The organism is Aeromicrobium sp. 9AM (assembly GCF_902506105.1).
Classification (GTDB): domain Bacteria; phylum Actinomycetota; class Actinomycetes; order Propionibacteriales; family Nocardioidaceae; genus Aeromicrobium.
The window spans coordinates 150,268-174,229 of the sequence record NZ_LR733303.1 but is presented as its reverse complement, the minus strand read 5'-3'; the positions used below and the strand labels follow the sequence as shown (position 1 = coordinate 174,229).

General features: G+C 68.6%; 24 protein-coding genes. 15 read left to right on the top strand and 9 right to left on the bottom strand.

All coding sequences use genetic code 11. The features are described from left to right. The first annotated feature begins 58 nt into the window (after positions 1-58). Together BOSE46_RS00905 and BOSE46_RS00900 are read left to right on the top strand one after the other, a co-directional pair. Complete coding sequence (locus BOSE46_RS00905; protein ID WP_159537361.1) at positions 59-1,057, top strand: hypothetical protein; 999 nt, start codon at positions 59-61, stop codon at positions 1,055-1,057. Further along, positions 1,054-1,548 (top strand): hypothetical protein, encoded by a 495-nt coding sequence (locus tag BOSE46_RS00900; RefSeq protein ID WP_159537359.1) that lies wholly within the window; start codon positions 1,054-1,056, stop codon positions 1,546-1,548. Before BOSE46_RS00905 ends, BOSE46_RS00900 begins: the two co-directional genes overlap by 4 nt. 63 nt (positions 1,549-1,611) lie before the next feature. On the opposite strand, the gene BOSE46_RS00895 is transcribed toward BOSE46_RS00900, so the two are convergent. From BOSE46_RS00895 to BOSE46_RS00870, 6 genes are all read right to left on the bottom strand, one after another. Then, a complete protein-coding gene (locus tag BOSE46_RS00895; RefSeq protein WP_159537357.1) occupies positions 1,612-2,358 on the bottom strand; it encodes a succinate dehydrogenase/fumarate reductase iron-sulfur subunit in 747 nt (248 codons plus the stop codon). Next, positions 2,355-4,304 (bottom strand): fumarate reductase/succinate dehydrogenase flavoprotein subunit, encoded by a 1,950-nt coding sequence (locus tag BOSE46_RS00890; RefSeq protein WP_159537355.1) that lies wholly within the window; start codon positions 4,302-4,304, stop codon positions 2,355-2,357. The genes BOSE46_RS00895 and BOSE46_RS00890 overlap by 4 nt, the downstream gene beginning before the upstream one ends. Position 4,305: 1 nt before the next feature. Further along, entirely contained in the window at positions 4,306-5,028 is a 723-nt protein-coding gene (locus BOSE46_RS00885) for a succinate dehydrogenase cytochrome b subunit (RefSeq protein WP_159537353.1), read from the bottom strand. Between the two features lie 102 nt (positions 5,029-5,130). Beyond that, on the bottom strand, positions 5,131-5,892 hold the full coding sequence (locus BOSE46_RS00880) for a succinate dehydrogenase/fumarate reductase iron-sulfur subunit (protein WP_159537351.1): 762 nt from the start codon (positions 5,890-5,892) through the stop codon (positions 5,131-5,133). A 1-nt stretch (position 5,893) separates the two neighbouring features. After that, positions 5,894-7,786, bottom strand: a complete 1,893-nt coding sequence (locus BOSE46_RS00875) for a fumarate reductase/succinate dehydrogenase flavoprotein subunit (protein ID WP_159537349.1) — start codon at positions 7,784-7,786, stop codon at positions 5,894-5,896. 12 nt (positions 7,787-7,798) lie between these two features. Then, positions 7,799-8,617 (bottom strand): hypothetical protein, encoded by an 819-nt coding sequence (locus BOSE46_RS00870; RefSeq protein WP_159537347.1) that lies wholly within the window; start codon positions 8,615-8,617, stop codon positions 7,799-7,801. Between the two features lie 81 nt (positions 8,618-8,698). Here BOSE46_RS00870 and BOSE46_RS00865 point away from each other — a divergent pair, with 81 nt between their 5' ends. Then, on the top strand, positions 8,699-9,604 hold the full coding sequence (locus BOSE46_RS00865; protein ID WP_159537345.1) for a LysR family transcriptional regulator: 906 nt from the start codon (positions 8,699-8,701) through the stop codon (positions 9,602-9,604). Positions 9,605-9,636: 32 nt separating this feature from the next. Continuing rightward, positions 9,637-10,281, top strand: coding sequence for a hypothetical protein (locus tag BOSE46_RS00860; protein ID WP_159537343.1), 645 nt, complete (start codon positions 9,637-9,639; stop codon positions 10,279-10,281). A 10-nt stretch (positions 10,282-10,291) separates the two neighbouring features. Here BOSE46_RS00860 and BOSE46_RS00855 read toward each other — a convergent pair whose 3' ends face one another. From BOSE46_RS00855 to trpS, 3 genes are all read right to left on the bottom strand, one after another. After that, on the bottom strand, positions 10,292-11,476 hold the full coding sequence (locus BOSE46_RS00855) for a hypothetical protein (RefSeq protein WP_159537341.1): 1,185 nt from the start codon (positions 11,474-11,476) through the stop codon (positions 10,292-10,294). Positions 11,477-11,547: 71 nt separating this feature from the next. Further along, positions 11,548-12,069 (bottom strand): 2'-5' RNA ligase family protein, encoded by a 522-nt coding sequence (locus BOSE46_RS00850; RefSeq protein ID WP_159537339.1) that lies wholly within the window; start codon positions 12,067-12,069, stop codon positions 11,548-11,550. Further along, complete coding sequence (gene trpS, locus BOSE46_RS00845; protein ID WP_159537337.1) at positions 12,066-13,088, bottom strand: tryptophan--tRNA ligase; 1,023 nt, start codon at positions 13,086-13,088, stop codon at positions 12,066-12,068. The genes BOSE46_RS00850 and trpS overlap by 4 nt, the downstream gene beginning before the upstream one ends. Before the next feature lie 35 nt (positions 13,089-13,123). Here trpS and galK point away from each other — a divergent pair, with 35 nt between their 5' ends. The 11 genes from galK (at position 13,124) to cysT (ending at position 23,958) form a co-directional block, all read left to right on the top strand. After that, positions 13,124-14,221 carry a galactokinase gene (gene galK, locus BOSE46_RS00840; protein WP_159537335.1) on the top strand — a complete coding sequence of 366 codons (1,098 nt, stop codon included), beginning with the start codon at positions 13,124-13,126 and terminating at the stop codon, positions 14,219-14,221. Positions 14,222-14,284: 63 nt separating this feature from the next. Then, positions 14,285-14,764 (top strand): Rrf2 family transcriptional regulator, encoded by a 480-nt coding sequence (locus BOSE46_RS00835; RefSeq protein ID WP_159537333.1) that lies wholly within the window; start codon positions 14,285-14,287, stop codon positions 14,762-14,764. An 83-nt stretch (positions 14,765-14,847) separates the two neighbouring features. Further along, a complete protein-coding gene (locus BOSE46_RS00830) occupies positions 14,848-15,327 on the top strand; it encodes a cupin domain-containing protein (RefSeq protein ID WP_159537331.1) in 480 nt (159 codons plus the stop codon). An 84-nt stretch (positions 15,328-15,411) separates the two neighbouring features. Continuing rightward, the gene (locus BOSE46_RS00825) at positions 15,412-16,260 is read left to right on the top strand and encodes a prephenate dehydratase (RefSeq protein ID WP_159537329.1); all 849 of its coding nucleotides are present in this window, start codon (positions 15,412-15,414) and stop codon (positions 16,258-16,260) included. A 10-nt stretch (positions 16,261-16,270) separates the two neighbouring features. Continuing rightward, positions 16,271-17,365, top strand: coding sequence for a GNAT family N-acetyltransferase (locus tag BOSE46_RS00820; protein ID WP_159537326.1), 1,095 nt, complete (start codon positions 16,271-16,273; stop codon positions 17,363-17,365). Between the two features lie 79 nt (positions 17,366-17,444). Beyond that, positions 17,445-18,728 carry an FAD-binding oxidoreductase gene (locus BOSE46_RS00815; protein ID WP_159539306.1) on the top strand — a complete coding sequence of 428 codons (1,284 nt, stop codon included), beginning with the start codon at positions 17,445-17,447 and terminating at the stop codon, positions 18,726-18,728. A 109-nt stretch (positions 18,729-18,837) separates the two neighbouring features. Further along, entirely contained in the window at positions 18,838-19,404 is a 567-nt protein-coding gene (locus tag BOSE46_RS00810) for a PadR family transcriptional regulator (RefSeq protein ID WP_159537324.1), read from the top strand. Beyond that, positions 19,383-20,906: a DHA2 family efflux MFS transporter permease subunit gene (locus BOSE46_RS00805; protein ID WP_159537322.1), complete on the top strand. Its 1,524-nt coding sequence runs from the start codon at positions 19,383-19,385 to the stop codon at positions 20,904-20,906. Before BOSE46_RS00810 ends, BOSE46_RS00805 begins: the two co-directional genes overlap by 22 nt. A 39-nt stretch (positions 20,907-20,945) precedes the next feature. Next, a complete protein-coding gene (gene purU / locus BOSE46_RS00800) occupies positions 20,946-21,797 on the top strand; it encodes a formyltetrahydrofolate deformylase (protein ID WP_159537320.1) in 852 nt (283 codons plus the stop codon). Positions 21,798-22,063: 266 nt separating this feature from the next. Then, on the top strand, positions 22,064-23,116 hold the full coding sequence (locus BOSE46_RS00795; protein WP_159537318.1) for a sulfate ABC transporter substrate-binding protein: 1,053 nt from the start codon (positions 22,064-22,066) through the stop codon (positions 23,114-23,116). Continuing rightward, a complete protein-coding gene (gene cysT, locus BOSE46_RS00790) occupies positions 23,113-23,958 on the top strand; it encodes a sulfate ABC transporter permease subunit CysT (protein ID WP_159537316.1) in 846 nt (281 codons plus the stop codon). Before BOSE46_RS00795 ends, cysT begins: the two co-directional genes overlap by 4 nt. Positions 23,959-23,962 lie beyond the last annotated feature (4 nt).

The window sequence follows — 23,962 nt, the reverse complement described above, 5'->3', positions numbered from 1 at the left end:
CAGCGCACTCCCCCGCACGAGCGATGCCGGGCAACGCGGGCTCGACGACGGTGGAGGCATGTCACCCTCCGAACAGCACCACGTCCTGGCCCGCACCGCACTGGTGTGGGCGCTGACCTATGGCGCCATGCGTACCTACTGGCAGCTCCACGGCTCGCCCTCCCACCTCTCCGCGATCGGGACCGACCTGGTCGTGTTCACCGGCTGGTGGGGCATCGCGCTGTGCGGCGCAGCGGCCGTGCTGGCGGCGGCCATGCTGCGGCCCAGTCGCCGATTCGCGTTGCCCGTCCTGATCGGCGCCACGGCAGTCGCCCTCGCACTGGTCGCCGCGTCCGTGATGCTCGTGCTCGACCTGATCGGCAACGTGTTCCCCGGCATGGGCATCGACCGCTACCCCCTGGGAGCGGCCAGCCGCGTCGCCTGCGCGGTTGGCGGGGTGCTGCTCGCACTCGCGGCGCGGTCGTTCCGGCAGCAGTCGGGCATCCGCCTGCGCGTCCTCGACCGCTTGCAGATCGTCCTGACGCCGCTGGATCGCACGCCACGCTGGGCGTACGTCGCAGCGTACGTCTCGATGGCCGGCTGCCTCACCCGGATCGCGGCCCAGGCGGTCGTGGGGTTCGACGAGTCGCCGCTGTCGGGCATCGCGTTCGAGGGCTGCTTCGTCCTCGCCGGGACACTGCTGCCGCTCGCGCTGGTGCATTCCTGGGGCATGGTGTGGCCGCGGTGGGTCGTGGGTCTCGCCGGCCGGCGGGTGCCGCGCCGGCTCGTGCTCTGGCCGGGCGTCGGCGTCTCCGTCATGATCGTCACCTACTTCGGCGTCATGCTCGGCCAGATGGTCGTCGAGCGGCTCCACGGCCGCAACCCGTTCCCGCCGGACGCCCGGATGGACCTGCCCGAGACCTTCTTCTGGGTCGCCGTCCCCGCGTACGTCGTGTGGGGCGCCGCCCTGGGCGTCACCGCACTCTCGTACCACCGCCGGACCCGCTCACCCGAGGGAGTGGAATCGCTCGCCGGAGGGATGGGCAGGGCGTCGTCCTCGAGCAGGCTGGACGCATGACAACTCTCGACGCCAGGCCCCTCGAGGCCTCTCCGCAGATCCGGCGCATCGCGCACCTCGTTCCGCTGCTCACGTTGCCCTCCGGCTTGTGGCGGATCGGCCTCGTGGTCGGGCTGCCCCTGACCAATGCCGAGGTCGGCGGCTTCTGGATGCGGGTCTACATCGTCTCGCTGTCGCTCGTGTCGGAGGGCGCAGCGTTGATGACGCTCGGGCTCGTCCAGCCATGGGGCGAGGTCGTGCCGCGGTGGATCCCGCTGATCGGCCGGCGACCCGTACGTCCGCTCGCCGCCTTCGTCCCGGCCATCGCCGGGGCCACGTTCCTCACGGCGCTCTGGACCTGGGTGTTCTGGGGCATGGCCGGCAGCGAGTTCTACGACTACTTCAACGGGGTTCAGTCCGTGATCGTGACGGCCTGCTACCTGCCGCTGCTCCTGTGGGGGCCGCTGCTGACCGCCGTCGCCGTGGCGTACCTGCGCCGCCGGCGCCCCTGACTGCGCACCCCGGGCGAGCCTGTCGAAAGGGCGTCCTTTCGACAGGCTCAAGGACCGGTGAGGTCAGGCCTTGCCGTGCGCCAGGGCGCCGAGCAGGTCGCGGTTGAGCTGCGCGATCGTGTCGAGCGGAATGCCCTTGGGGCACGCCGACGTGCACTCGCCGATGTTGGTGCAGCCACCAAAGCCCTCATGGTCGTGCTGCTCGACCATGCCGATGACCCGCGACTCGCGCTCGGGCTGACCCTGTGGGAGCAGGCCGAGGTGGGTGATCTTGGCAGCCGTGAACAGCATGCCCGAACCGTTGGGGCAGGCCGCGACACAGGCGCCACAACCGATGCAGGTCGCGGCGTCGAAGGCGTGGTCGGCGTCGTCCTTGGGCACCGGCACGGCGTGCGCGTCGGGGGCCGATCCGGTCGGCGCGCTGATGTAGCCGCCGGCCTGGATGATCCGGTCGAACGACGAGCGGTCGACGACGAGGTCCTTGACGACCGGGAAGGCTCCCGCGCGCCACGGCTCGACGTCGATGACGGCGCCGTCCTCGAAGCTGCGCATGTGCAGCTGGCAGGTCGTGGTGACCTCCGGGCCGTGCGCGATGCCGTTGATCACGACGCCGCACATGCCGCAGATGCCCTCACGGCAGTCGTGGTCGAACGCGATGGGGTCGTCGCCGGACAGCGTGAGCTGCTCGTTGAGGACGTCCAGCATCTCGAGGAACGACATGTGCTCGCTGACGTTCTCGACGCCGTACGTGACCATCCGGCCCTTGTCGTCGGCGTTCTTCTGACGCCACACCCTGACGGTGATGTTCACTTGTAGCTCCTGGACTTCATCTCGACGTACTCGTACTCCAGCGGTTCCTTGCGAAGCGTCGGCTGCTCGTCGCCGAACTCCCACGCCGAGACGTAGGCGAACTCGTCGTCGTGGCGCAGCGCCTCGCCGTCCTCGGTCTGGCTCTCGGCGCGGAAGTGACCGCCGCACGACTCGCGACGGTTGAGCGCGTCGATGCACATGAGCTCGCCGAGCTCGAAGAAGTCGGCGACGCGGCCGGCGCGTTCGAGGGTCTGGTTCAGCTCCTCGTTGACGCCGGTGACCTTGACGTTGGCCCAGAAGTCGGCCTTGAGGTCGCGGATCATGCTGATGGCCTTGATCAGGCCCTCCTCGGTGCGCTCCATGCCGCAGTAGTCCCACATGATCTGGCCCAGCTCCTTGTGAAACGAGTCCACGGTGCGGGTGCCGTTGATCGACAGGAACTTCTCGATCCGCTCCTCGACCGCCGTACGCGCGGCGACGACCTCGGGGTGCGAGTCGTCGATCTTCTCGTACGGTCCGTCGGCCAGGTAGTTGGCGATCGTGTAGGGCAGGACGAAGTAGCCGTCGGCCAGGCCCTGCATCAGCGCCGAGGCGCCGAGCCGGTTGGCGCCGTGCTCGGAGAAGTTGGCCTCACCGGCGACGAACAGGCCCTCGAGGTTGCTCTGCAGGTCGTAGTCGACCCACAGCCCGCCCATCGTGTAGTGGACGGCGGGGTAGATGCGCATCGGCTGCTCGTACGGGTTCTCGCCGGTGATCTGCGCATACATGTCGAAGAGGTTGCCGTACTTGGCCTCGACCTCGTGGCGGCCGAGGCGCGCGATGGCGTCGGCGAAGTCGAGGTAGACGCCGAGCCCGCCCGGTCCGACACCCTTGCCGGCGTCGCACTGGTACTTGGCGGCGCGGGAGGCGATGTCACGCGGCACGAGGTTGCCGAACGCCGGGTAGATGCGCTCGAGGTAGTAGTCGCGCTCGTCCTCGGGGATGTCGCTCGGGGCCCGGTCGTCGCCGGCCTTCTTGGGCACCCAGATGCGGCCGTCGTTGCGCAGCGACTCCGACATCAGGGTCAGCTTGGACTGGTAGTCGCCGCTCACCGGGATGCAGGTCGGGTGGATCTGCGTGTAGCAGGGGTTGGCGAAGAACGCGCCCTTGCGGTGTGCGCGCCACGTCGCGGTGACGTTGCAGCCCATCGCGTTGGTCGACAGGAAGAAGACGTTGCCGTAGCCGCCGGTCGCCAGCACGACGGCGTCGGCCGTGTGCGTCTCGATCTCGCCGGAGACCATGTCGCGGACGATGATGCCGCGGGCCTTGCCGTCGATCATGATGAGCTCGAGCATCTCGTGCCGGGTGTTCATCTCGACCGTGCCGGCGGCGATCTGGCGCTCCAGGGCCTGGTAGGCGCCAATCAGGAGCTGCTGGCCGGTCTGGCCGCGGGCGTAGAACGTACGGGAGACCTGCACGCCACCGAACGAGCGGTTGTCGAGCAGTCCGCCGTACTCACGGGCGAACGGGACGCCCTGCGCGACGCACTGGTCGATGATGTTCACCGACACCTGGGCGAGGCGGTAGACGTTGGACTCGCGGGCGCGGAAGTCGCCGCCCTTGACCGTGTCGTAGAACAGCCGGTAGATGCTGTCGCCGTCGTTGCGGTAGTTCTTGGCGGCGTTGATGCCGCCCTGCGCCGCGATCGAGTGGGCGCGGCGCGGGCTGTCCTGGTAGCAGAAGCTCTTGACCTGGTAGCCGGCCTCGCCGAGGGTCGCGGCCGCGGAGGCGCCGGCGAGACCCGTGCCGACGACGATGACGCTGAGCTTGCGGCGGTTGGCCGGGTTGACGAGCTTGGTGCTGAACTTGCGCTCGTCCCAACGACGCTCGATCGGGCCCGAGGGCGCCTTGGTGTCGTGGATGTCCTCGCCTACGGCGTGGAACTGTTCGGAGACGTTCGTGGGCATGTCAGCCTCCCAAGCCGAAGAAGTAGATGGCGAACGGCGGCGCGAGGAAGCCGGCGGTGATGACCACCGCGACGACGATCGCAGCGGAGTTCCAGAACGAGTCGCGGCGCTTGGCGCTGTAGTTCTGGCCCAACGTCGTGAACGCGCTCCAGAAGCCGTGCCAGAGGTGGAAGCCGACCGCGATCAACGCGACGGTGTAGGCCAGCAGCACCCAGAAGTGCTCGAAGCTGTTGTGCAGCTTGCCGTAGGCCGTGTCGGACGCACCGCCCGGATGGATGTCGTTGGTCGTCAGGTTGAGGATGTGGAAGACGATGAACAGCGCGATCGTCACTCCACCCCAGCGCATCGTGAACGACGCGTAGCTGCGCTGGATGCCGGTGCGGTTCTGCTTGGTCTGGTAGCGCTTGCCACCGACGTAGCCGGCCGCCTTCTTGTTGCGCCGCCACAGCGTGATCGCCGCGTACGCGTGCAGGAGGACCGCGCCCAGCAGCACGACCCGGACGATCCAGAGCAGTCCCTCGTGGGGCAGCATCGGCTCGCCGAACGTGCGCAGGTGGTGCGCGTACTCGTTGAAGGCATCGGGGCCGGAGAAGGCCCGCAGGTTGCCGTACATGTGCAGGATCAGGTAGCCCACCATGATGAGCCCCGACACCGCCATCGCATATTTCAGCGCAACGGTCGACGTACGCGCCGACGGTCGCTTGCTCAGTTGGGTAGTCGCCACAACTCGCCAGCCTAAGACCGGTGGGGCACTTCCGCAAAGGCATTGTGAGGTAAGGGTTCATAGCCTCTGGCTATGAACCCTGCATCCACGATGCCCTGCAGGTCAGGAGCGTGAAGCGCGCTTCTTCCGCCGGATCATCGGGTCGAACTTGAGGTCGACGACGCGCTCCTTGAGCGGGATCAGCGCGTTGTCGGTGATCTTGATGTGCTCGGGGCAGACCTCGGTGCAGCACTTCGTGATGTTGCAGAAGCCCAGACCGTGCTCGTCCTGCGCCGCCTCCTTGCGGTTGACGCCCTGCTCCTCAGCGGCGTCGAGCGGGTGCATGTCGAGCTCGGCGACCCGCATCAGGAAGCGCGGACCGGCGAACGCCGGCTTGTTCTCCTCGTGGTCCCGCAGCACGTGGCAGGTGTCCTGGCACAGGAAGCACTCGATGCATTTCCGGAACTCCTGCGAGCGCTCGACGTCGACCTGCTGCATGCGGTAGTCGCCGGGCTCGACCCCTTCGGGCGGCACGAACGCGCGCACCTCGCGCGCCTTGTCGTAGTTGAACGACACGTCGGTCACGAGGTCGCGGATCACCGGGAACGTCCGCATGGGGGTCACGACGATCGGCTCACCCGGCGGCAGCGTCGACATCCGGGTCATGCACAGCAGCCGCGGACGACCGTTGATCTCGGCGCTGCACGAGCCGCACTTGCCGGCCTTGCAGTTCCAGCGGACCGCGAGGTCCGGGGCCTGCGTCGCCTGGATGCGGTGGATGATGTCGAGCACGACCTCGCCCTCGTTGACCTCGACGTCGTAGTCCGCGAAGTCACCGCCCTCGTCGTCGCCGCGCCAGACACGGAAGTGCTCCTGGTTGCCCATCTCAGTTCCTTCCGGAGAGCTCTGCGGAGGTGAAGTACTTGCCGAGCTCGTCGCTCTCGAACAGGTCGAGCAGGTCCTCGCGTACGGGGATCTGCTCCTTGCGCTCGACGTCGACCGTGCCGTCGTCGGCCAGCGTGCAGACCAGCAGGACGTGGCGCCACTCGGCGTCCATCGTGGGGTAGTCGTCGCGGGTGTGTCCGCCGCGACTCTCGGTGCGCAGGATCGCCGCCTTGGCGACGCACTCGCTGACCAGCAGCATGTTGCGGAGATCGAGCGCGAGGTGCCAGCCGGGGTTGAACTGCCGGTGCCCCTCGACCACGACCTGCTCACCGCGTGCCTTGAGACCCTCGAGCCTGTCGAGCGCCTCCTGGATCTCCTCCTGCTTGCGGATGATCCCGACCAGGTCGTTCATGGTCTGCTGGAGCTCCTGGTGCAGCGTGTAGGGGTTCTCCGAGCCCTCCTGCCCACCGTCACCGAACGCCGCAACCGACCGCCGCGCGGCGATCTGGACGTCGTCGTCGCTGATCGAGGGCCTCTGGTCGCCGAGCGAGTCGATGTAGGCCGCGGCGCCGGCGCCGGACCTGCGGCCGAACACCAGCAGGTCTGACAGCGAGTTGCCGCCGAGCCGATTGGAGCCGTGCATGCCGCCCGAGCACTCACCTGCGGCGAACAGGCCTGCGACCGAGGCGGCACCGGTGTCGGGGTCCACCTCGACGCCACCCATGACGTAGTGGCAGGTCGGGCCGACCTCCATCGGCTCCTTGGTGATGTCGACGTCGGCCAGCTCCTTGAACTGGTGATGCATCGACGGCAGCTTCTTGATGATGACCTCGGGCTTGAGCCGGCTCGAGACGTCGAGATAGACCCCGCCGTGCGGAGTGCCGCGGCCGGCCTTGACCTCGGAGTTGATCGCGCGCGCGACCTCGTCGCGGGGCAGCAGCTCGGGAGGACGCTTATTGTTGTCGGCGTCGGTGTACCAGCGGTCCGCCTCCTCCTCGGTCGTCGCGTACTGACCCTTGAAGACGTCCGGGATGTAGTCGAACATGAACCGCTTGCCCTCGGAGTTGGTCAGCACGCCACCGTCACCGCGTACGGACTCGGTGACGAGGATGCCCTTGACCGAAGGTGGCCAGACCATGCCTGTGGGGTGGAACTGGATGAACTCCATGTTGATCAGCGATGCACCGGCCCGCAGGGCGAGCGCGTGGCCGTCGCCGGTGTACTCCCACGAGTTGCTGGTGACCTTGAACGACTTGCCGATGCCGCCGGTCGCGAGGATGACCGCCGGCGCCTCGAAGACGAGGTGGCGGCCGGACTCGCGCCAGTAGGCCAGCGCGCCGGAGATGCGGTCGCCGTCCTTGGTCAGGTCGGTGACGGTGCACTCGGCGAAGACCTTGATCCTCGCGTCGAGGTCGCCGGTCTCGGCCAGGTCCTCCTGCTGCAGCGACACGATCTTCTGCTGCAGCGTGCGGATCAGCTCGAGGCCCGTGCGGTCGCCGACGTGCGCGAGCCGGGGATAGGTGTGGCCGCCGAAGTTGCGCTGGCTGATCTTGCCGTCGGGCGTACGGTCGAACAGCGCGCCGTAGGTCTCGAGCTCCCAGACCCGGTCCGGCGCCTCCTTGGCGTGCAGCTCGGCCATGCGCCAGTTGTTGAGGAACTTGCCGCCCCGCATGGTGTCACCGAAGTGCACCATCCAGTTGTCCTTGTCGTTGACGTTGCCCATCGACGCGGCACAGCCGCCCTCGGCCATCACGGTGTGGGCCTTGCCGAACAGGGACTTGCTGATGATCGCGGTCTTCTTGCCCTGCTCGCGTGCCTCGATCGCCGCTCTCAGGCCGGCGCCGCCGGCTCCGATGACGATGACGTCATACGACAGTCGCTCGATCTCCGTCATTCACGATCCTTGTCAGTTGATGATGCGGGGGTCGGAGAACCAACCGGCCGAGACGGCCATGATGTAGAAGTCGGTCAGCGCCAACGTGCCGAGCGTCAGCCACGCGAGCTGCATGTGCTTGCCGTTGAGTCGCGTCACCCAGCCCCAGAGCTTGTAGCGCACGGGGTGCTTGGAGAAGTGGTTGAGCCGGCCGCCGATGATGCTGCGGCACGAGTGGCACGACGCGGTGTAGGCCCACAGCGCGACGACGTTGCCCAGCAGCACGAGGTTGCCCAGGCCGATTCCGAATTCGCCGTCGCCGGTCTCGAACGCCTTGATCGCGTCGTACGTGTTGATCAGCGAGATCAGCACCGCGGCGTAGAAGAAGTAGCGGTGCAGGTTCTGGCCGATCAGCGGGAACCGGGTCTCGCCGGAGTAGGTCGCGTGCGGCTCGGCGACGGCACAGGCCGGCGGCGAGAACCAGAACGCCCGGTAGTACGCCTTGCGGTAGTAGTAGCAGGTCATCCGGAACAGCAGCAGGAACGGCAGGGTCAGCGCGGCGTACGGCAGCCACCACACGTCGGGCAGGAACGAGCCGAAGTGCGACGACTCGGGGACGCAGCCGTTGGAGATGCACGGCGAGTAGAACGGCGTCAGGTAGTTGTAGTCGCCGACGAAGTAGTCCTTCTGCATGAACACGCGCACGGTCGCGTACGTGATCCACGCGATCAGGCCCACGGCGGTGGTCAGCGGTGGGATCCACCAGCGGTCGGTTCGCAGGGTTCGGGCGGCGATCGCAGCACGGCCGTCGCCGGCTTCAGGTGACGAGGTGGAGGTGCGGAGTGTGGCCACCGTCACACACTAAGGCGGAGCCACCTATCCGCCAAGTCATTGTGAGGTCGCCTTTCATAGCCGTCGACTATCGTGGCATGCGTGCAGATCCAGCAGCTGACGTACTTCGTCGCGGTCGCCAGGACCCGGCACTTCACCCGCGCCGCCGAGCTGACGGGCGTCTCGCAGCCCAGCCTCTCCAAGCAGATCCGGGTGCTCGAGAACTCGCTCGGCACGCCGCTGTTCGTCCGCAACCGGGGAGCCATCGAGCTGACCAGCGCGGGCGAGGCGCTGCTGCCGCACGCGCAGCGCATCCTGATCGACACCGAGAGCGCGGAGCGCACGGTGCGCGAGGTCGCGACCCTGCGCCGCGGTCGCGTACGCATGGGCGCCACGCCTTCGCTGTGCGAGGGACTGCTGCCCGAGGCGCTCAAGGAGTTCCACGCCTCGTACCCCGACATCGAGCTCGAGGTGCAGGAGGCCGGCTCCCGCGTGCTGACCCGCGAGCTCGCCGACGGCCGGCTCGACGTCGCGCTGCTGATCGTGCCGCTGCACAACGCCGACCCCGACATCCAGACCACACCGATCCTGCGCGAGCGGCTCGTGCTGGCGAGCCCTGCCGACGCGGACCTGCCCGATCGCCTGGAGATCCGCGACCTCGAGGAGCTCCCGCTCGTGATGTTCCGCGAGGGCTACGACCTGCGCGAGGTCACCCTGGGCGCGTGTGCCGATGCGGGCTTCGAGCCGAAGCTCTCGGTCGAGGGCGGCGAGATGAGCGCCGTGCTCCGCTTCGTGCAGGCCGGCCTCGGCCATGCGGTGGTCCCGAGCATGGTGCTGACGACACGTCCGCAGCTCCGGGCGACCCAGCTCGACAGCCCTTCGCTCGAGCGCGTCATCGCCCTGGCCCACCGCAGCACCGAGGCGTTGCCACTGGCGGCCCGCGCGTTCAAGTCCGAGCTGCTCAAGCACCTGACGACGATGGTCTCGGACGACCTGGGAATCGTCTGACGCGGGAGACCTGGCGGCACTACGCTCCCGGGATGCGCATACGCCAGCTCGTCTGCATCGGCATCCTGCTCGTCCTGTCCGCGTGCGGCAGCGGCGATGGGTCCGACGAGCCGGCGTCGGCTCCCTTGTCCAAGGCACAGGCCCAGAAGGCCCTGCTCACGATCGACGACTTCGAGTCGGACTGGAAGGCCGAGCCGGTCGACGACTCGGCCGCCGGCATCACGATCACCAAGGGCGATGAGTCCTGCAACGCGCTGGCGAACGGCCCCCACGACAACGCGCCGACCCAGGTCGAGTCGTCGTTCTCCCGGGCCGACCAGGCGTCGATGAACGACACGGTCGAGTCGTACGACGACAGCTCCCAGGCGACAAAGAAGTGGCGCGCCCGCCTCAAGGCCGCGCGCGCCTGCCACGCCTTCACGCTGGGTGGGCCCGACGGATCGAGCGTGGAGGTCGCGGTCGAGCCGACCGAGGTCAGTGACCTCGGTGACGAGGCAGCCGCGTTCCACGCGACCGGGACGGTTCAAGGCGTCACGATGAACCTCGACCTGATCACCGTCAGGACCGGCCGCAACGTCGTCGCGATCACGACGTTGGCGTTCAACGACCGCCCGCCGAGGGACAAGCTCGAGGACAAGGTCAACACCATGCTCGACCGGCTCGAGGGCGCGGCCTGACGACGACGCGTCAGAGGCCCCGCAGGCGAAGCACGACGCCGCCGTGGTCGGACGGCCACAGCCCGGTCGCCGGGTCGCGATCGGCGACATCCGTGCCGGTGACCTCGCCACGGTCCACGGCCAGCGGGCCGCCGGCTGCGGTCCGGCCGAACACCATGTCGATGCGATGGTCGAAGTCAGCGGCGGTCGGATCGTCCACCAGCTCGGAGAGGCCCGAGGTCCAACCCCGTGCGGCCGGCGCCCACCTGAGCCACTCGTCGGTGAAGCCACCTGGACCGGTGATCAGCTCGTAGGGCGCCTTGTGCGGCACGTGGTCGTTGGGCTTGACCGAGCTGTTCAACGGGTCGGAGTTGCAGTCACACACCAGCACCGTGCTGCGGTCGCTCGCCGTGGCGGTCAGCAGCTCGGACGCCTGCGCGAGCGCGAGGTCGGAGCTGAACGCCTCGAGGTGGGTGTTGACGAAGCGGAACCTCGTGGCCCCGGAGCGTACGTCGACCCACTGGTAGCCGCGGTCGAAGCGGAACGAGGCACCTGCGGCGGTGACCACCAGGTTGTGCGCGTAGACCCGGTCGCCGGTGGATCCGGCGGTCAGGCTGCCCTTGACGTGCATCAGCACGACGTCACGCATCGTCAGGCGGACGTCCTTGGCGTCGGCGCTCATCGTGCCGTTGAACGGGCTGCCGGTGAAGCTCGGCGCCTCCACGTCCGCCCGGTTGCCGACCGACACGGCACGGTAGCGCTCGCCTCGCTCGGCGAGCGCATCCAGCAGGATCTGGAGGAAGTCGTAGTCGACGGTCGTGGCGTTGGGGACGCCGACCTGGTTGAGCTGCAACCCGCCCGAGCGCCACAGTGCGACCTCCTGGAGCCCGATCAGGTCGGGCTCGGTGCGGGCGATCTCGTCGGCCAGGAGATCTGCTCGCACGGGGAAGTTCGTCCGGTCGACGATGTCCCTGGTCACGTGCGTCGCGTTGGCGAGCGCCACGAGGATCTCCGGGCCGGTCTTGCCCTGCGCCTGCGCCGTCAGCGCCGCGGTGACGGGGCGGTTGATGTCCGCGCCGAGGTAGATGTTGCGCGACATCACCGTGACCGGCTTGCCCGGCGGGGTCTTGGCCTGGGCCGGTCCCGCCGCGACTGCGGTGATGACCAGCCCGATCGTGGCTGCGACTGCGAACGTACGGACCTGTCGTGACCTCATGTGTCCCCCGGGCTCCTCGATTGCCCTGATCCTGCACCCGCCACCGGCAGATGTCCATGGTGCGGCCGGGGCTACGAGGGACCGAGGGCGAACGTGTGCTGCGGGACCCAGCCGGCTGCGTCGTCGTGGTGGTAGAGCGCGAACTCGTCGACCGAGAACTGGCACTCGAACGAGCTGAGCTCGTCGTACGCGCGGTCGAGGCTCGCGTCATCGAGGTTGTGCGCGATCGTGACGTGCGGGTGGAACGGGAAGTCGGGCTCCGGGGCATCGAGCGCCCGGCGCACCGTCTTGGCCAGCATCTCGGTGTAGGAGATGCCCTGGCTGACCGCGATGAACACGACCGGCGACACGGGCCGGAACGTGCCGGTGCCTCGCAGTCTCATGGGGAACGGTGGAATCGACACCGAGGCCCGCTCGAGCGCAGCGTAGACACCGTCGAGCTCCTGGCGGTCGTACTGGAGCGGCGGGATCAGCGTGACGTGGCTCGGCACTGTCTGGGCCATCGGGTCGCCGAAGGCGGCCCGCATCTTGCGCAGGTCACCGCCGTAGGGCTCCGGCACCGGGATCGCGATCCCGACGGTCACGGGCGTCATACGGGACGCACGAAACCGGAGCGGTCGTAGACCAGGTCGAGGGTCACCGAGGCCACCTCGCGGGCGCGCTCGGCCCCCTTGGCGAGGATGCGATCGAGCTCGGCGCGGTCGCTGAGCAGCTCGCGCGTGCGCGCACCGAACGGCTCGACGAAGTCGGCGACGACCTGCGACAGCGCCACCTTGAAGGCGCCGTACTGCTGCCCTTCGTACTGCGCGACGATCTCGTCGATCGACTGGTCCGTCAGGGCGGAGTAGATCGTCAGCAGGTTGGAGATGCCCGGCTTCTCGGCCACGTCGTAGCGGATCTCGCTGCCGGAGTCGGTGATCGCCGAGCGGATCTTCTTGGCGGCCTTCTTGGGGTCGTCGAGCAGGTCGATGACGCCGTTGGGCGACGACTGCGACTTGCTCATCTTGTTGGTGGGTTCCTGCAGGTCGTAGATCTTGGAGACGCCCTTGACGATGTGCGGCTTGGGCACCGTGAACGTCTCTCCGAAGCGGTGGTTGAACCGCTGCGCGAGGTCACGGGTCAGCTCGACGTGCTGGCGCTGGTCCTCGCCGACCGGGACGCTGTCGGCCTGGTAGACGAGGATGTCGGCGGCCATGAGGATCGGGTAGGTGAACAGGCCGACGCTCGCGGACTCGGAGCCGCCCTTGACGGTCTTGTCCTTGAACTGCGTCATCCGGCTGGCCTCGCCGAATCCCGTGATGCCGCTGAGCACCCATGCGAGCTGGGCGTGCTCGGGCACGTGGCTCTGGGCGAACAGGGCGCTGCGCTGCGGATCGACGCCGGCCGCGAGCAACTGGGCCGCGGCGATGTAGGTGCGCTCGCGCAGGGCCGCCGGGTCGTACTCGATCGTGATCGCGTGCAGGTCGGGGATGAAGTAGAACGCCTCGAAGTCGTCCTGGAGGGCAACCCACTGCTTGAACGCGCCGAAGTAGTTGCCGAGGTGGTACGAGTCGGCGGTCGGCTGGGCGCCGGACAGGACTCGGGGGCGACGGTCAGCGGACATGGACGGCATTCTGCCAGCCACCGCCCACGTCGTAGGGTCGGGGCGTGACAGACGTGCGCCGGTGGGATGTGCCCGGACGAGTGAACCTGATTGGTGAGCACCTCGACTACAACGGCGGCCCCGTGCTGCCCATGGCGATCGACCGCTCCTTGACGATCAAGGTGCGGCCTCGCGACGACGAGACCGTCAACCTCTGGTCCGACCTCCCCGGCTCGGCGAAGGTCACGTTCGGTACCGGCGTGCAGCCCGGCGACGTGGACGGCTGGGCGGTCTATGCCGCCGGCATCGTGTGGAGCCTGATGTCCGCCGGCCACCGCTTCGAGGGCGCCGACATCGTCGTCGAGTCGCGGATCCCGTCAGGTGCCGGTATGTCGTCATCGGCGGCCCTGACCTGCGGCATCGCCTCGGCCCTCGACGACCTGACGGGCTTCGGCCTCGATCGCACCGAGCTGGCCCTGCTGGCGCAGCGGGCCGAGCACGACTTCGTGGGCGCGCCGGTCGGCCTGATGGACCAGCTCGCCGTGCTCTACGGCGAGGCCGGGCACGCCGTGCTGATGGACACCGCCCAGTCGCCCCCGACGACCGAGACCGTGCCGGTCACGTGGGAGGACGACGGGGTCGCGCTGGTGGCGATCAACACCCGGGCACACCACTCCCTCGCCGATGGCGAGTACGCCGCCCGACGCACCGAGTGCGAGCAGGCGGCGGCCGAGCTCGGTGTCACCTGGCTGGCCGAGGCGACACTCGACGCCACGATCGCCCTGACCGACGAGACCCTCAAGGCACGCACTCGGCACGTGCTGACCGAGACCGCCCGCGTACGCGGTGCCGTCAGCGCGATCGGCCGGCGCGCCTGGCCCCAGCTCGGCACGATCTTCACCGCGTCGCACGCATCGCTCCGCGACGACTTCCAGGTCAGCTGCCCCGAGCTCGACGTCGCCGTCGAGGCGGCGCTCGAGGGTGGCGCCCTCGGCGCTCGCATGACCGGCGGCGGCTTCGGCGGCAGCGCGATAGCCCTGGTCCCCGTCGAGCGAGTGGCGGCCGTGCGCGAGCGGGTCGAGGCCCGCTACGCGGCGCAGCAGTGGCGCGAGCCGGAGATCTTCGTCGTACGACCGGCAGCCGGCGCCCACCTGGTCCAGTAGCACCTCGATATTTCTCGAGGTGGATGCTTGCGCAGCCTATTCTGGATGTGTAATATCCAGGATATGAAGTTGAGCGAAGGCGTCGAATGGGCACTGCACAGCTGCCTCAACCTGTCGTGGGTCGAGGACGAGGCAGTCACCGCCACCAAGCTGGCTGCGTTCTACGAGCTGCCGACGGCATACATGAACAAGCAGCTCCAGGCACTGGCCCGGGCCGGCATCCTCTCCTCGGTCTCCGGGCCCCGGGGCGGCTTCCGGCTCGCCAAGAACATCGACGACATCACACTGCTCGACGTCGTCGTGGCCATCGAGGGCCCGGACGACATCTTCCGCTGCGACCAGGTCCTGCGTCGCGGGCCCGGCGGCTCGGACGAGGTCGACTATCGCCAGACCTGCATCCTGTCCGGAGCGATGCGCAAGGCCGACCTGGCCTGGCGCACGAGCCTCGCCGGCCAGACCATCGCCGACATCAGGGCCGACGTCGAGAAGGCGTACCCGCACACCCGCGACGCGACACTCAACCACTTCCTGAACGTCGGCTAGATCCACTCGCCGATCGCAGACGCGTCACCCGCAGATCACAATTCTGGACATTTTGTATCCATAACACAACCAAGGAGAATCGCATGAACACCACACTCGCACCCGTACTCGTCCGCGCCGACCAGGCCGAGACCGTCGTCGACGGACCGACCAGCCTGATCGGCCTCCTGGCCGATGCACCCGAGACCGGCGGCGCCGTGACCGTCAACCGGGCTCGGCTCGCCGTCGGCTCGCCCGGCGCGCCGCCGCACTCCCACACCCGCGCCGCCGAGAGCTTCTTCGTGCTCGACGGCGAGCTGCAGGTTCTCGTCGGCGACGAGGTGATCCATCTCGGCAAGGGCGACTTCTTGCTGGTGCCCCCCGGTACGACTCACGCGTTCGCCCCGCCGACGGGCCGGGAAGCCGACATCCTGGTCATCTTCACACCCGGGATGCGCCGGTTCGACTACTACCGCCTGCTCGGGCGCGTGCACACCGGCGAGGCGGAGGTCAGTGATCTCGCCGCCTGCTCGGAGGAGTTCGACAACCACTACGCCGTCAGCGAGGTCTGGGCGGCCCGGTAACGAGCGTGGAAGATTCTTGAGCCTGTCGAGGGGACGTGTGATGTCCTTTCGACAGGCTCAAGGAGCGAATGGGAGACTGGGCCGGTGAGCACCAAGCAGCGGATCGCGTACCAAGGAGAGCCGGGCGCGAACTCCCACATCGTCGCCAAGGAGCACTACCCCGACTGGGAGGCCGTGCCCTGCGCGTCGTTCGAGGACGTCTTCGCGGCCGTGACGGGCGGCGACGCCGAGCTCGCGATGATCCCGATCGACAACTCGATCGCCGGCCGGGTCGCCGACATCCACCACTTCCTGCCCACGTCGGGTCTACACATCATCGCCGAGCACTTCCTGCGCATCCAGTTCAGCCTGCTCGGCGTCCCGGGCTCGAGCCTCGAGACGATCAAGACCGTGCACAGCCACGTCCACGCGCTCGGGCAGTGCCGCAAGATCATCAAGCAGTACGGACTGACGCCGATCATGTCCGGCGACACCGCAGGCGCGGCCCGCGAGATCGCCGACGCCGCCGACCTCAGCCAGGCCGCCATCTCCCCGCCGATGGCCGCCGAGATCTACGGCCTCGACGTCCTGGCCTCCGACATCGAGGACGAGGACCACAACACGACCCGGTTCGTCGTCCTCTCCCCCGAACCCCGGCGCGCCCCCGCCGGCAACGGCCCTACCGTCACGAGCTTCATCTTCAACGTCCGCAACCTGCCGGCTGCGCTCTACAAGGCGCTGGGCGGCTTCGCGACGAACGGCGTCAACATGACCAAGCTCGAGAGCTACATGGTCGACGGCTGGTTCACGGCGACCCAGTTCCTCGCCGAGGTCGACGGGCACCCCGACGACGTACCCCTCGCGAGGGCGCTCGAGGAGCTGACGTTCTTCACGACCGACGTCAAGATTCTCGGGGTGTACCCGGCCGACCCGTTCCGCTCGCTCGCCCCATGAGCGCCACCGCATGAAGTGGCCGCTCAACGTCCCCGTTCTCAGCGACGGGGTCGTGACGCTGCGGGCCCACGTCCCGGCGGACACCGATGGCCTGGTCGAGATGGCGAACGACCCCACGATGCAGCGCTGGACCGCGATCCCGATCCCCAACACCCGCGAGATGAGCGAGCAGTACGCGTTCACGGTGCTCCCGCGCGGCTGGGACGACGGGAAGCACCGCGGCTGGGCGATCGAGGTCGACGGGCGGTTCGCCGGCAACATCGACATCCGGCAGTCACCCATCGCGGACATCGGGTTCGCCCTGCACCCGTGGGCTCGGGGCCGCGGCTTCATGACGCACGCCGTACGCCTGGCCGTCGACTGGGCGCTCAACGAGGGCGGCATCGAGATCGTGCACTGGCGGTCGCACGTGGGCAACGAGGCATCCCTCCGGGTCGCCCACCAGACCGGCTTCACCCTGCACGGGCTCATGCCGGGCACGCTGCACGAACGCGGCCAGGTCCTGGACGCGTGGACCGGCTCGTTCCGCTTCGGCGACAGCCCGGTGCCTCGTACGCCGTGGGCGGAGTCGGCGGTGCTGGAGTCCGAGCGCCTGCGCCTCCGGCCGTTCACCGAGGCCGACGTGCCGCGCGTCGTCGAGGCCTGCAGCGACCCGGTGTCCCGGCACTTCCTGGCCGGACTCCCCCACCCCTACACGCCGGCCGTCGCTCGCGGCTATCTCGCCGACTGCGTGTGGCAGGCGGCGACCGGCGCCAAGGCGACCTGGGCGATCGCAGACCACGGAACCGACGAGCTGCTCGGCAACATCGCGGTCATGGACATGATCGGCATCAACCCGACATCGGGCGAGATCGGCTACTGGATGCACCCGGCGGCGAGGGGGCGCGGCTTCATGACCGAGGCCGTACGGATGGTCGTACGCCACGCGCTCGATCCCCAGGGACTCGACCGGCGCCGCCTCGTGCTCTACGCCGCGGCCGACAACCCGGCCAGCAACGCCGTCGCCGTGGCCGCCGGCTACCGGCACTACGGCACGCAGCGCGCGGCCGAGCGACTCGGGGACGGGTCGTTCGACGACCTGCACGGCTACGAGATCCTCCGCTAGTCGGCCCTTGACCTCAACCCGGATTGAGGTTCTAGTGTGAGTTCGTCCACGACAAGCTGACACGAAGGACCGTGCCGCAATGACGATCGACCACTTCGCGATCCGCCCAGGCGACGCCGACTACGACACCGCGCGGGCCACCATCACCCGTACGGCGGAGCCGACGGTCGTGCTGCGCCCGACGAGTCCCGCCGAGGTCGCCGCGTCGATCCGTCATGCTCGCGACGAAGGCCTCCCGCTGGCCGTGCGCAGCGGCGGCCACAACGCCCTGGGCTTCGGCACGATCGACGACGGTGTCGTGATCGACGTGTCACGGCTCGACCAGGTCGAGCTCCTCGGTGACGGCCGGGTGCGCATCGGTGCCGGCGCCACGTGGGGTCCCGCGGCCGCGGCGCTCGCCCAGCACGGACTCGCCATCACGGCCGGCGACACGATCTCGGTCGGCGTCGGCGGCCTGACCCAGTCCGGCGGCATCGGCTGGATGGTGCGCAAGCACGGCATGACGATCGACAGCCTGCTGGCCGCCGAGGTCGTCACGGCTGCAGGCGACGTCGTGCGCGCCTCGACAACCGAGAACGCCGACCTGTTCTGGGCACTGCGCGGCGGAGCCGGCAACTTCGGCGTGGTCACGGCGTTCGAGTTCCAGGCGCAACCGGTCACGACCGTGCAGTTCGGGACGATCTCGTTCGCCCTCGACGACGTCGCGCAGCTGGTCAGTCGGTGGGCGCAAGTCATGCGCAGCGCGCCCGAGGAGCTGAGCGCGACCCTGGCACTGACGCCGGGACTCGGCGACTTCCCGGCCGGCGCCACCCTGTTCGTCTGCCTGGCCTCCGACGACACTGCAGCGCTCGAGCCGCTCCGCGCGATCGGTCCTGTCGTCGCCGAGTCGGTCAGCGAGCGCGCATACGCCGAGATCCTCGAGGAGGCTCCGCACGCACCCGACGGCATCCTGCCCGTCATCGGCAACACGTTGCTGACCACGCTCGACGAGCCACTGGCCGAGGCGATCGCCGAGGCGTACGCCGTCGGTGGACGCGTGATCTTCCTGCGCGGCCTCGGCGGCGCGTTCGGCCGGGTCGACCCCGCAGACACGGCGTTCGCGCACCGTGCCGCCGAGGTGCTGGTGGTCTCTGCTGCGTTCGTACCGGTCGATGCGCCGCAGGAGCAGTTCGACGCGGCGCGCGCGGTGTGGCGCACGATCGCCGACCGCGGCATCGGCTCGTACTCCGGGTTCCTCGGCACCAACAGCGACGAGGACGTCGCGGCGCTCTGGCCCGCGGAGACGCTCGAGCGGCTGCGTGAGGCCAAGCGTGCCTGGGACCCCGACAACCTCTTCCGGCGGAACTTCAACATCGCTCCCTGAGCCGGCGCTTCTGTCACACCCCCTCGCGAGACTTGGTTGTGCGACGCACCTGCGATGCTATATATTCCACGTGGAATAATTCGCATGGAATGAACCGGGAGGAGCATCGATGACGCTGACACCGCTGGCCATCGCGGCACTCGCGCTGGCGAACGAGCGGCCGATGCACCCCTACGAGATGTATCAGCTGCTGCTCGAGCGCCGGGAGGACCGCATGATCAAGGTCCGCCCCGGGTCGCTCTACCACACGGTCGAGCGCCTTCACGCGGCCAAGTTCCTCGAGGTGACCGGCACGGCACGCGAGGGCAACCGGCCCGAGCGCACGACGTACGCCATGACGGACGCGGGTCGCGAGGCGCTCTCGGCACGGATCCGCGAGCTGCTCAGCCAGCCGGTGCGGGAGTACCCGCACTTCCCCGTCGCGCTCGACGAGGCACACAACCTCCCCGTCGACGAAGCCGCGGCCGACCTCACGACATACGCGGACGCCCTCGACGAGGAGATCCTCGAGATCTCCGCGGTCCTGGACGCCGTACGCGCCCGCGACCTGCCCGAGGCGTACTGGATCGGCGGCGCCTACCTCCTGCACATCACCATCGCCCAACGCGACTGGATCCGCACACTCATCACCCGCATCGAGACCAAGGACCTCACATGGCAACCTCCACAGGCATGACCACGGACCTGCCCGACGACTACCAGCCCTGGCCGGCCCTCTGGGCGATGGTCATCGGCTTCTTCATGATCCTCGTCGACAACACGATCGTCTCGGTCGCGACCCCCGCGATCTCGACCGATCTCGACGCCGACGTCAACAGCGTCATCTGGGTCACCAGCGCCTACCTCCTGGCCTACGCCGTGCCGCTCCTCGTGACCGGGCGACTGGGCGACCGCTTCGGGCCCAAGAACCTCTATCTCGTCGGGCTGGTCATCTTCACCCTCGCCTCGTTGTGGTGCGGACTGACCGGCAGCATCGAGATGCTGATCCTGGCCCGGGTCGTGCAGGGCATCGGCGCCTCGCTCATCACCCCCCAGACGATGGCGGTCATCACCCGCACGTTCCCCGCGGCCAAGCGCGGCAGCGCGATGGCGCTGTGGGGTGCGACCGCCGGTGTCGCCACCCTCGTCGGCCCGATCCTCGGCGGCGTCCTGGTCGACAGCCTCGGGTGGGAGTGGATCTTCTTCATCAACGTCCCGGTCGGCATCGTCGGCTTCGTCCTGGCCTGGCGCCTCGTCCCGACCCTCCCGACCCACACGCACAGCTTCGACTGGCTCGGCGTCGCGCTGAGCGGCATCGGCGTCTTCCTCGTCGTGTTCGGCATCCAGGAGGGCGAGAAGTACGACTGGGGCCAGATCTCGGGCATCATCAGCGTCCCGTTGCTCATCGTCCTGGGCGTCTTGATCTTCGCCACGTTCCTCTGGTGGCAGGGCCGCATCCGCAAGGAGCCGCTCGTCCCCCTGGGGCTGTTCCGCGACCGCAACTTCTCGCTGGGCAACGGCGGCATCGCGATGGTGTCCCTGGCCATCACCGCCATGGCGCTGCCGTTCCAGTTCTACGCGCAGGGCGCCCGCGGCTGGAGCCCGACCGAGTCGGCCCTCCTGATGGCGCCCATGGCGGTCGTGCTGATGGTGCTGTCGCCGTTCGTCGGCAAGCTGGTCGACAAGGTGCACCCGCGCAACATCACGCTGGTGGGCTTCGGCACCGCGACGATCTCGATGGCCTGGCTCGCCATAATCATCGCTCCCGACACCCCGGTCTGGCAGATGCTGCTGCCGATGGCCCTGTTCGGCGTGTCCAACGCCTGCATGTGGGCCCCGCTCGGAGCGACCGCGACCCGCAACCTCCCGATGAGCTCGGCCGGTTCCGGCGCCGGCGTCTACAACACGACGCGCCAGATCGGCGCGGTCCTCGGCAGTGCGGCCGTCGCGGCCCTCATCCAGGCGCGGCTCACCGCCAACGGCCTCGGCGACTCGTCGAGCTCCGTCCAGGCGTCGGGCAAGAGCATGCCCGAGCAGATCCAGGGACCGTTCTCGGACGCCATGGCGCAGTCGCTCGTGCTGCCCGTCATCGCGTTCGCAGTCGGCTTCGTCCTGATGATCTTCTTCGCGAAGCCGTCGCACTCCGGTCACGCCGGTGCGACGCCGGCGGCCGCCGAGCCGGTGCCCGTCGCGGAGTGACGTGGGCCGAAGGCACCCGTCCAGATCTACAGTGGGCGGGTGCCTTCGACGTACGTCCTGACCTTGTCGTGCCCTGACCGGCCGGGACTGGTCTATGCCGTCACACGGTGGATCGCCGAGGCCGGCGGCAACATCCTCGACAGCCAGCAGTTCTCCGACACGAGCGACGCCGAGTTCTTCCTGCGGGTGCACTTCACGCTGCTCGACGGCTCGGCGCCCGAGGTGGACGCGCTGAGTGACCGTTTCGCCGACCTGGCCGGCGAGCACCGCATGGCATACCGGCTGGTGGTGGCCGAGACACCGATGCGGGCGCTCATGCTGGTGTCCAAGGAGGGGCACTGCCTCAACGACCTGCTCTACCGGCAGAGCACCGGGGCGCTCAACATCGAGATCCCGGCGATCGTCTCCAACCACCCCGACCTCGAACGGCTCGCGAGTGCGTACGACGTGCCGTTCCACCACGTGCCCACCGACGACAAGCCCGCCGCAGAGACGCGCCTGCTCGGCCTCGTCGACGAGCTCGCCATCGACCTCGTGGTGCTGGCCCGCTACATGCAGATCCTGTCCGACGAGACCTGCCGCCGGCTCGAGGGACGGGCCATCAACATCCACCACAGCTTCCTGCCGAGCTTCAAGGGTGCGCGGCCCTACCAGCAGGCCCACGATCGCGGGGTCAAGCTGATCGGCGCGACCGCGCACTACGTCACGGCCGCCCTCGACGAGGGGCCGATCATCGACCAGGGCGTGCTGCGGGTCGATCACCGGATGACCGCGGCCGACCTGGCGCGCGTGGGTCGAGACGTCGAGTCCCAGACGTTGTCGCGGGCCGTCCAGCTGCACGCGGAGTCCCGCGTCCTGATGAACGGCCCCCGCACCGTCGTGTTTGCTTGAACCAGGCGAGCTCTGCGAGCGAGCGCCGAGGGCAGGTTTGGGGGTCCCCCCACGAGCTCTGCGAGTAGGGGGCGCGATCGGCGCGAAGCCGCCCGATGACGAAACCTCGCGAGGTGAGCACCCAACGCAGGAAGCATGTGACCTGCACCATCTCGACATGCAGGCACACGTCTCGCATCCTGAGATCTGCTCAAACGCCTCGTCGGTCCCCCTAGTTTGAAGCCCGGAGCACGCACAGTGGCGGGCCCTGACGATGAGGTAGGACGATGAAGATCACCCGCAGGAACCTGATGGCCGGAGTCGCGATCGCGACGAGCGCAGCGGTGCTGACGGCCTGTGCGCCTTCCTCGGGCTCCGACGACTCCTCGTCGGCCGGCACCGGCAAGAAGACGACGCTCTCGCTCGTCGCCTACTCCGTGCCCAAGGCCGCGGACGGCGCGATCGAGGATGCCTTCGCCAAGACCGACCCCGGCACCGGGGTCACGTGGAAGCAGTCCTACGGCGCGTCGGGCGACCAGAGCCGCGCCGTCGTCGGCGGGCTCAAGGCCGATGTCGTGCACTTCTCGCTGAGCCCCGACGTCACCCGTCTCGTCGACGAGGGACTCGTCGACAAGTCCTGGGACCAGAACGCCAACAAGGGCATCCTGTCGACCTCGGTCGTGGCGATCGTCGTGCGCAAGGGCAACCCCAAGCACATCGAGTCGTTCGCCGACCTCGCCAAGCCCGGCGTCGGCATCGTGACCCCCAACCCGGGCTCCTCGGGCTCGGCCCGCTGGAACGTCCTCGCGGCGTACCAGTCGGTCATCGCGAACGGTGGCAGCGAGGCCGACGCCAAGGCGTACCTCAAGAAGCTGTTCGCCAACGTCAAGGCCCTGCCCGGCAGCGGCCGCGACGCGACCACCGCGTTCCAGGGCGGCACCGGCGACGTGCTGCTCTCGTACGAGAACGAGGCGATCTTCGCCCGCCAGAGCGGTGAGGACGTCGACTACATCGTGCCCAAGCAGAACCTGCTGATCGAGAACCCGGCCGCCGTCACGACGAAGGCTGCTCCGGCCGCCAAGAAGTTCCTCGACTTCGCGATCAGCCCCGAAGGCCAGGGCATCTACGCGCAGTACGGCTTCCGCCCGGTCGAGTCCGTCCAGGGCGTCGACATCGGTACGGTCAAGGGTGCCAACGACCCGGCCAACCCGTTCCCGAAGATCGACGAGCTGTTCACGATCGACAAGACCTTCGGTGGCTGGGAAGCCGTCAACGCCAAGTTCTTCGACGAGAAGAAGGGCATCATCACCAAGATCATCGCGGACTCCGGCAAGTCGTGACGACTGAGATCCCGCTTGCTCCGGGTGCGGCGCGCAGGCGCCGCACCCGGAGCGCCACGTCGCTCACGCGGTCCTCAGGCCTCGGCCTGGGGATCGCGTTGACGTGGTTCAGCCTGCTCGTCCTGATCCCCCTCGCGCTGGTCGTGATCCAGTCGGCCGATGACGGATGGGGAACGTTCCGCGACACCCTCACCAACTCGCAGACCGCCGCCGCCCTGCGGCTGACCGTCGAGCAGGCGCTGATCGTGACGGTCGTCAACGTCGTCTTCGGCACGTTGATCGCGTGGGTCCTCGTGCGTGACTCGTTCCGCGGCCAGCGCCTCCTCGAGGTCATCATCGACATCCCGTTCGCCCTCCCGACGATCGTCGCCGGGCTCGTGCTGCTAAGCCTCTACGGCCCGGACAGCCCCATCGGCATCAACGTCGCCAACACCGAGCGCTCGGTGTTCCTCGCCCTGCTGTTCGTCACGCTGCCGTTCGTCGTACGCACGGTCGAACCCGTCCTGCTGGAGCTCGATCCCGAGGTCGAGGAGGCCGCCGCGTCGCTCGGCGCCAGCCGCTTCACGACGCTTCGCCGGATCCTGCTGCCCGCGCTGGCGCCGGCCATCACCGCCGGTGCCGCGCTCTCGTTCGCCCGCGGCATCAGCGAGTACGGCTCACTGGTCCTGCTGTCGGGCAACCTGCCCAACAAGACCGAGGTCGCCTCGGTGCGCATCCTGACCTACATCGAGAACGGCAACGAGGCCGCCGCGGCATCGGTCGCGGTGCTGCTGCTCGGCGTCGCGCTGATCGCGATCATCCTGCTGCAGGTCCTCACCAAGGTGGTGTCCAAGCGTGGCTGACTCA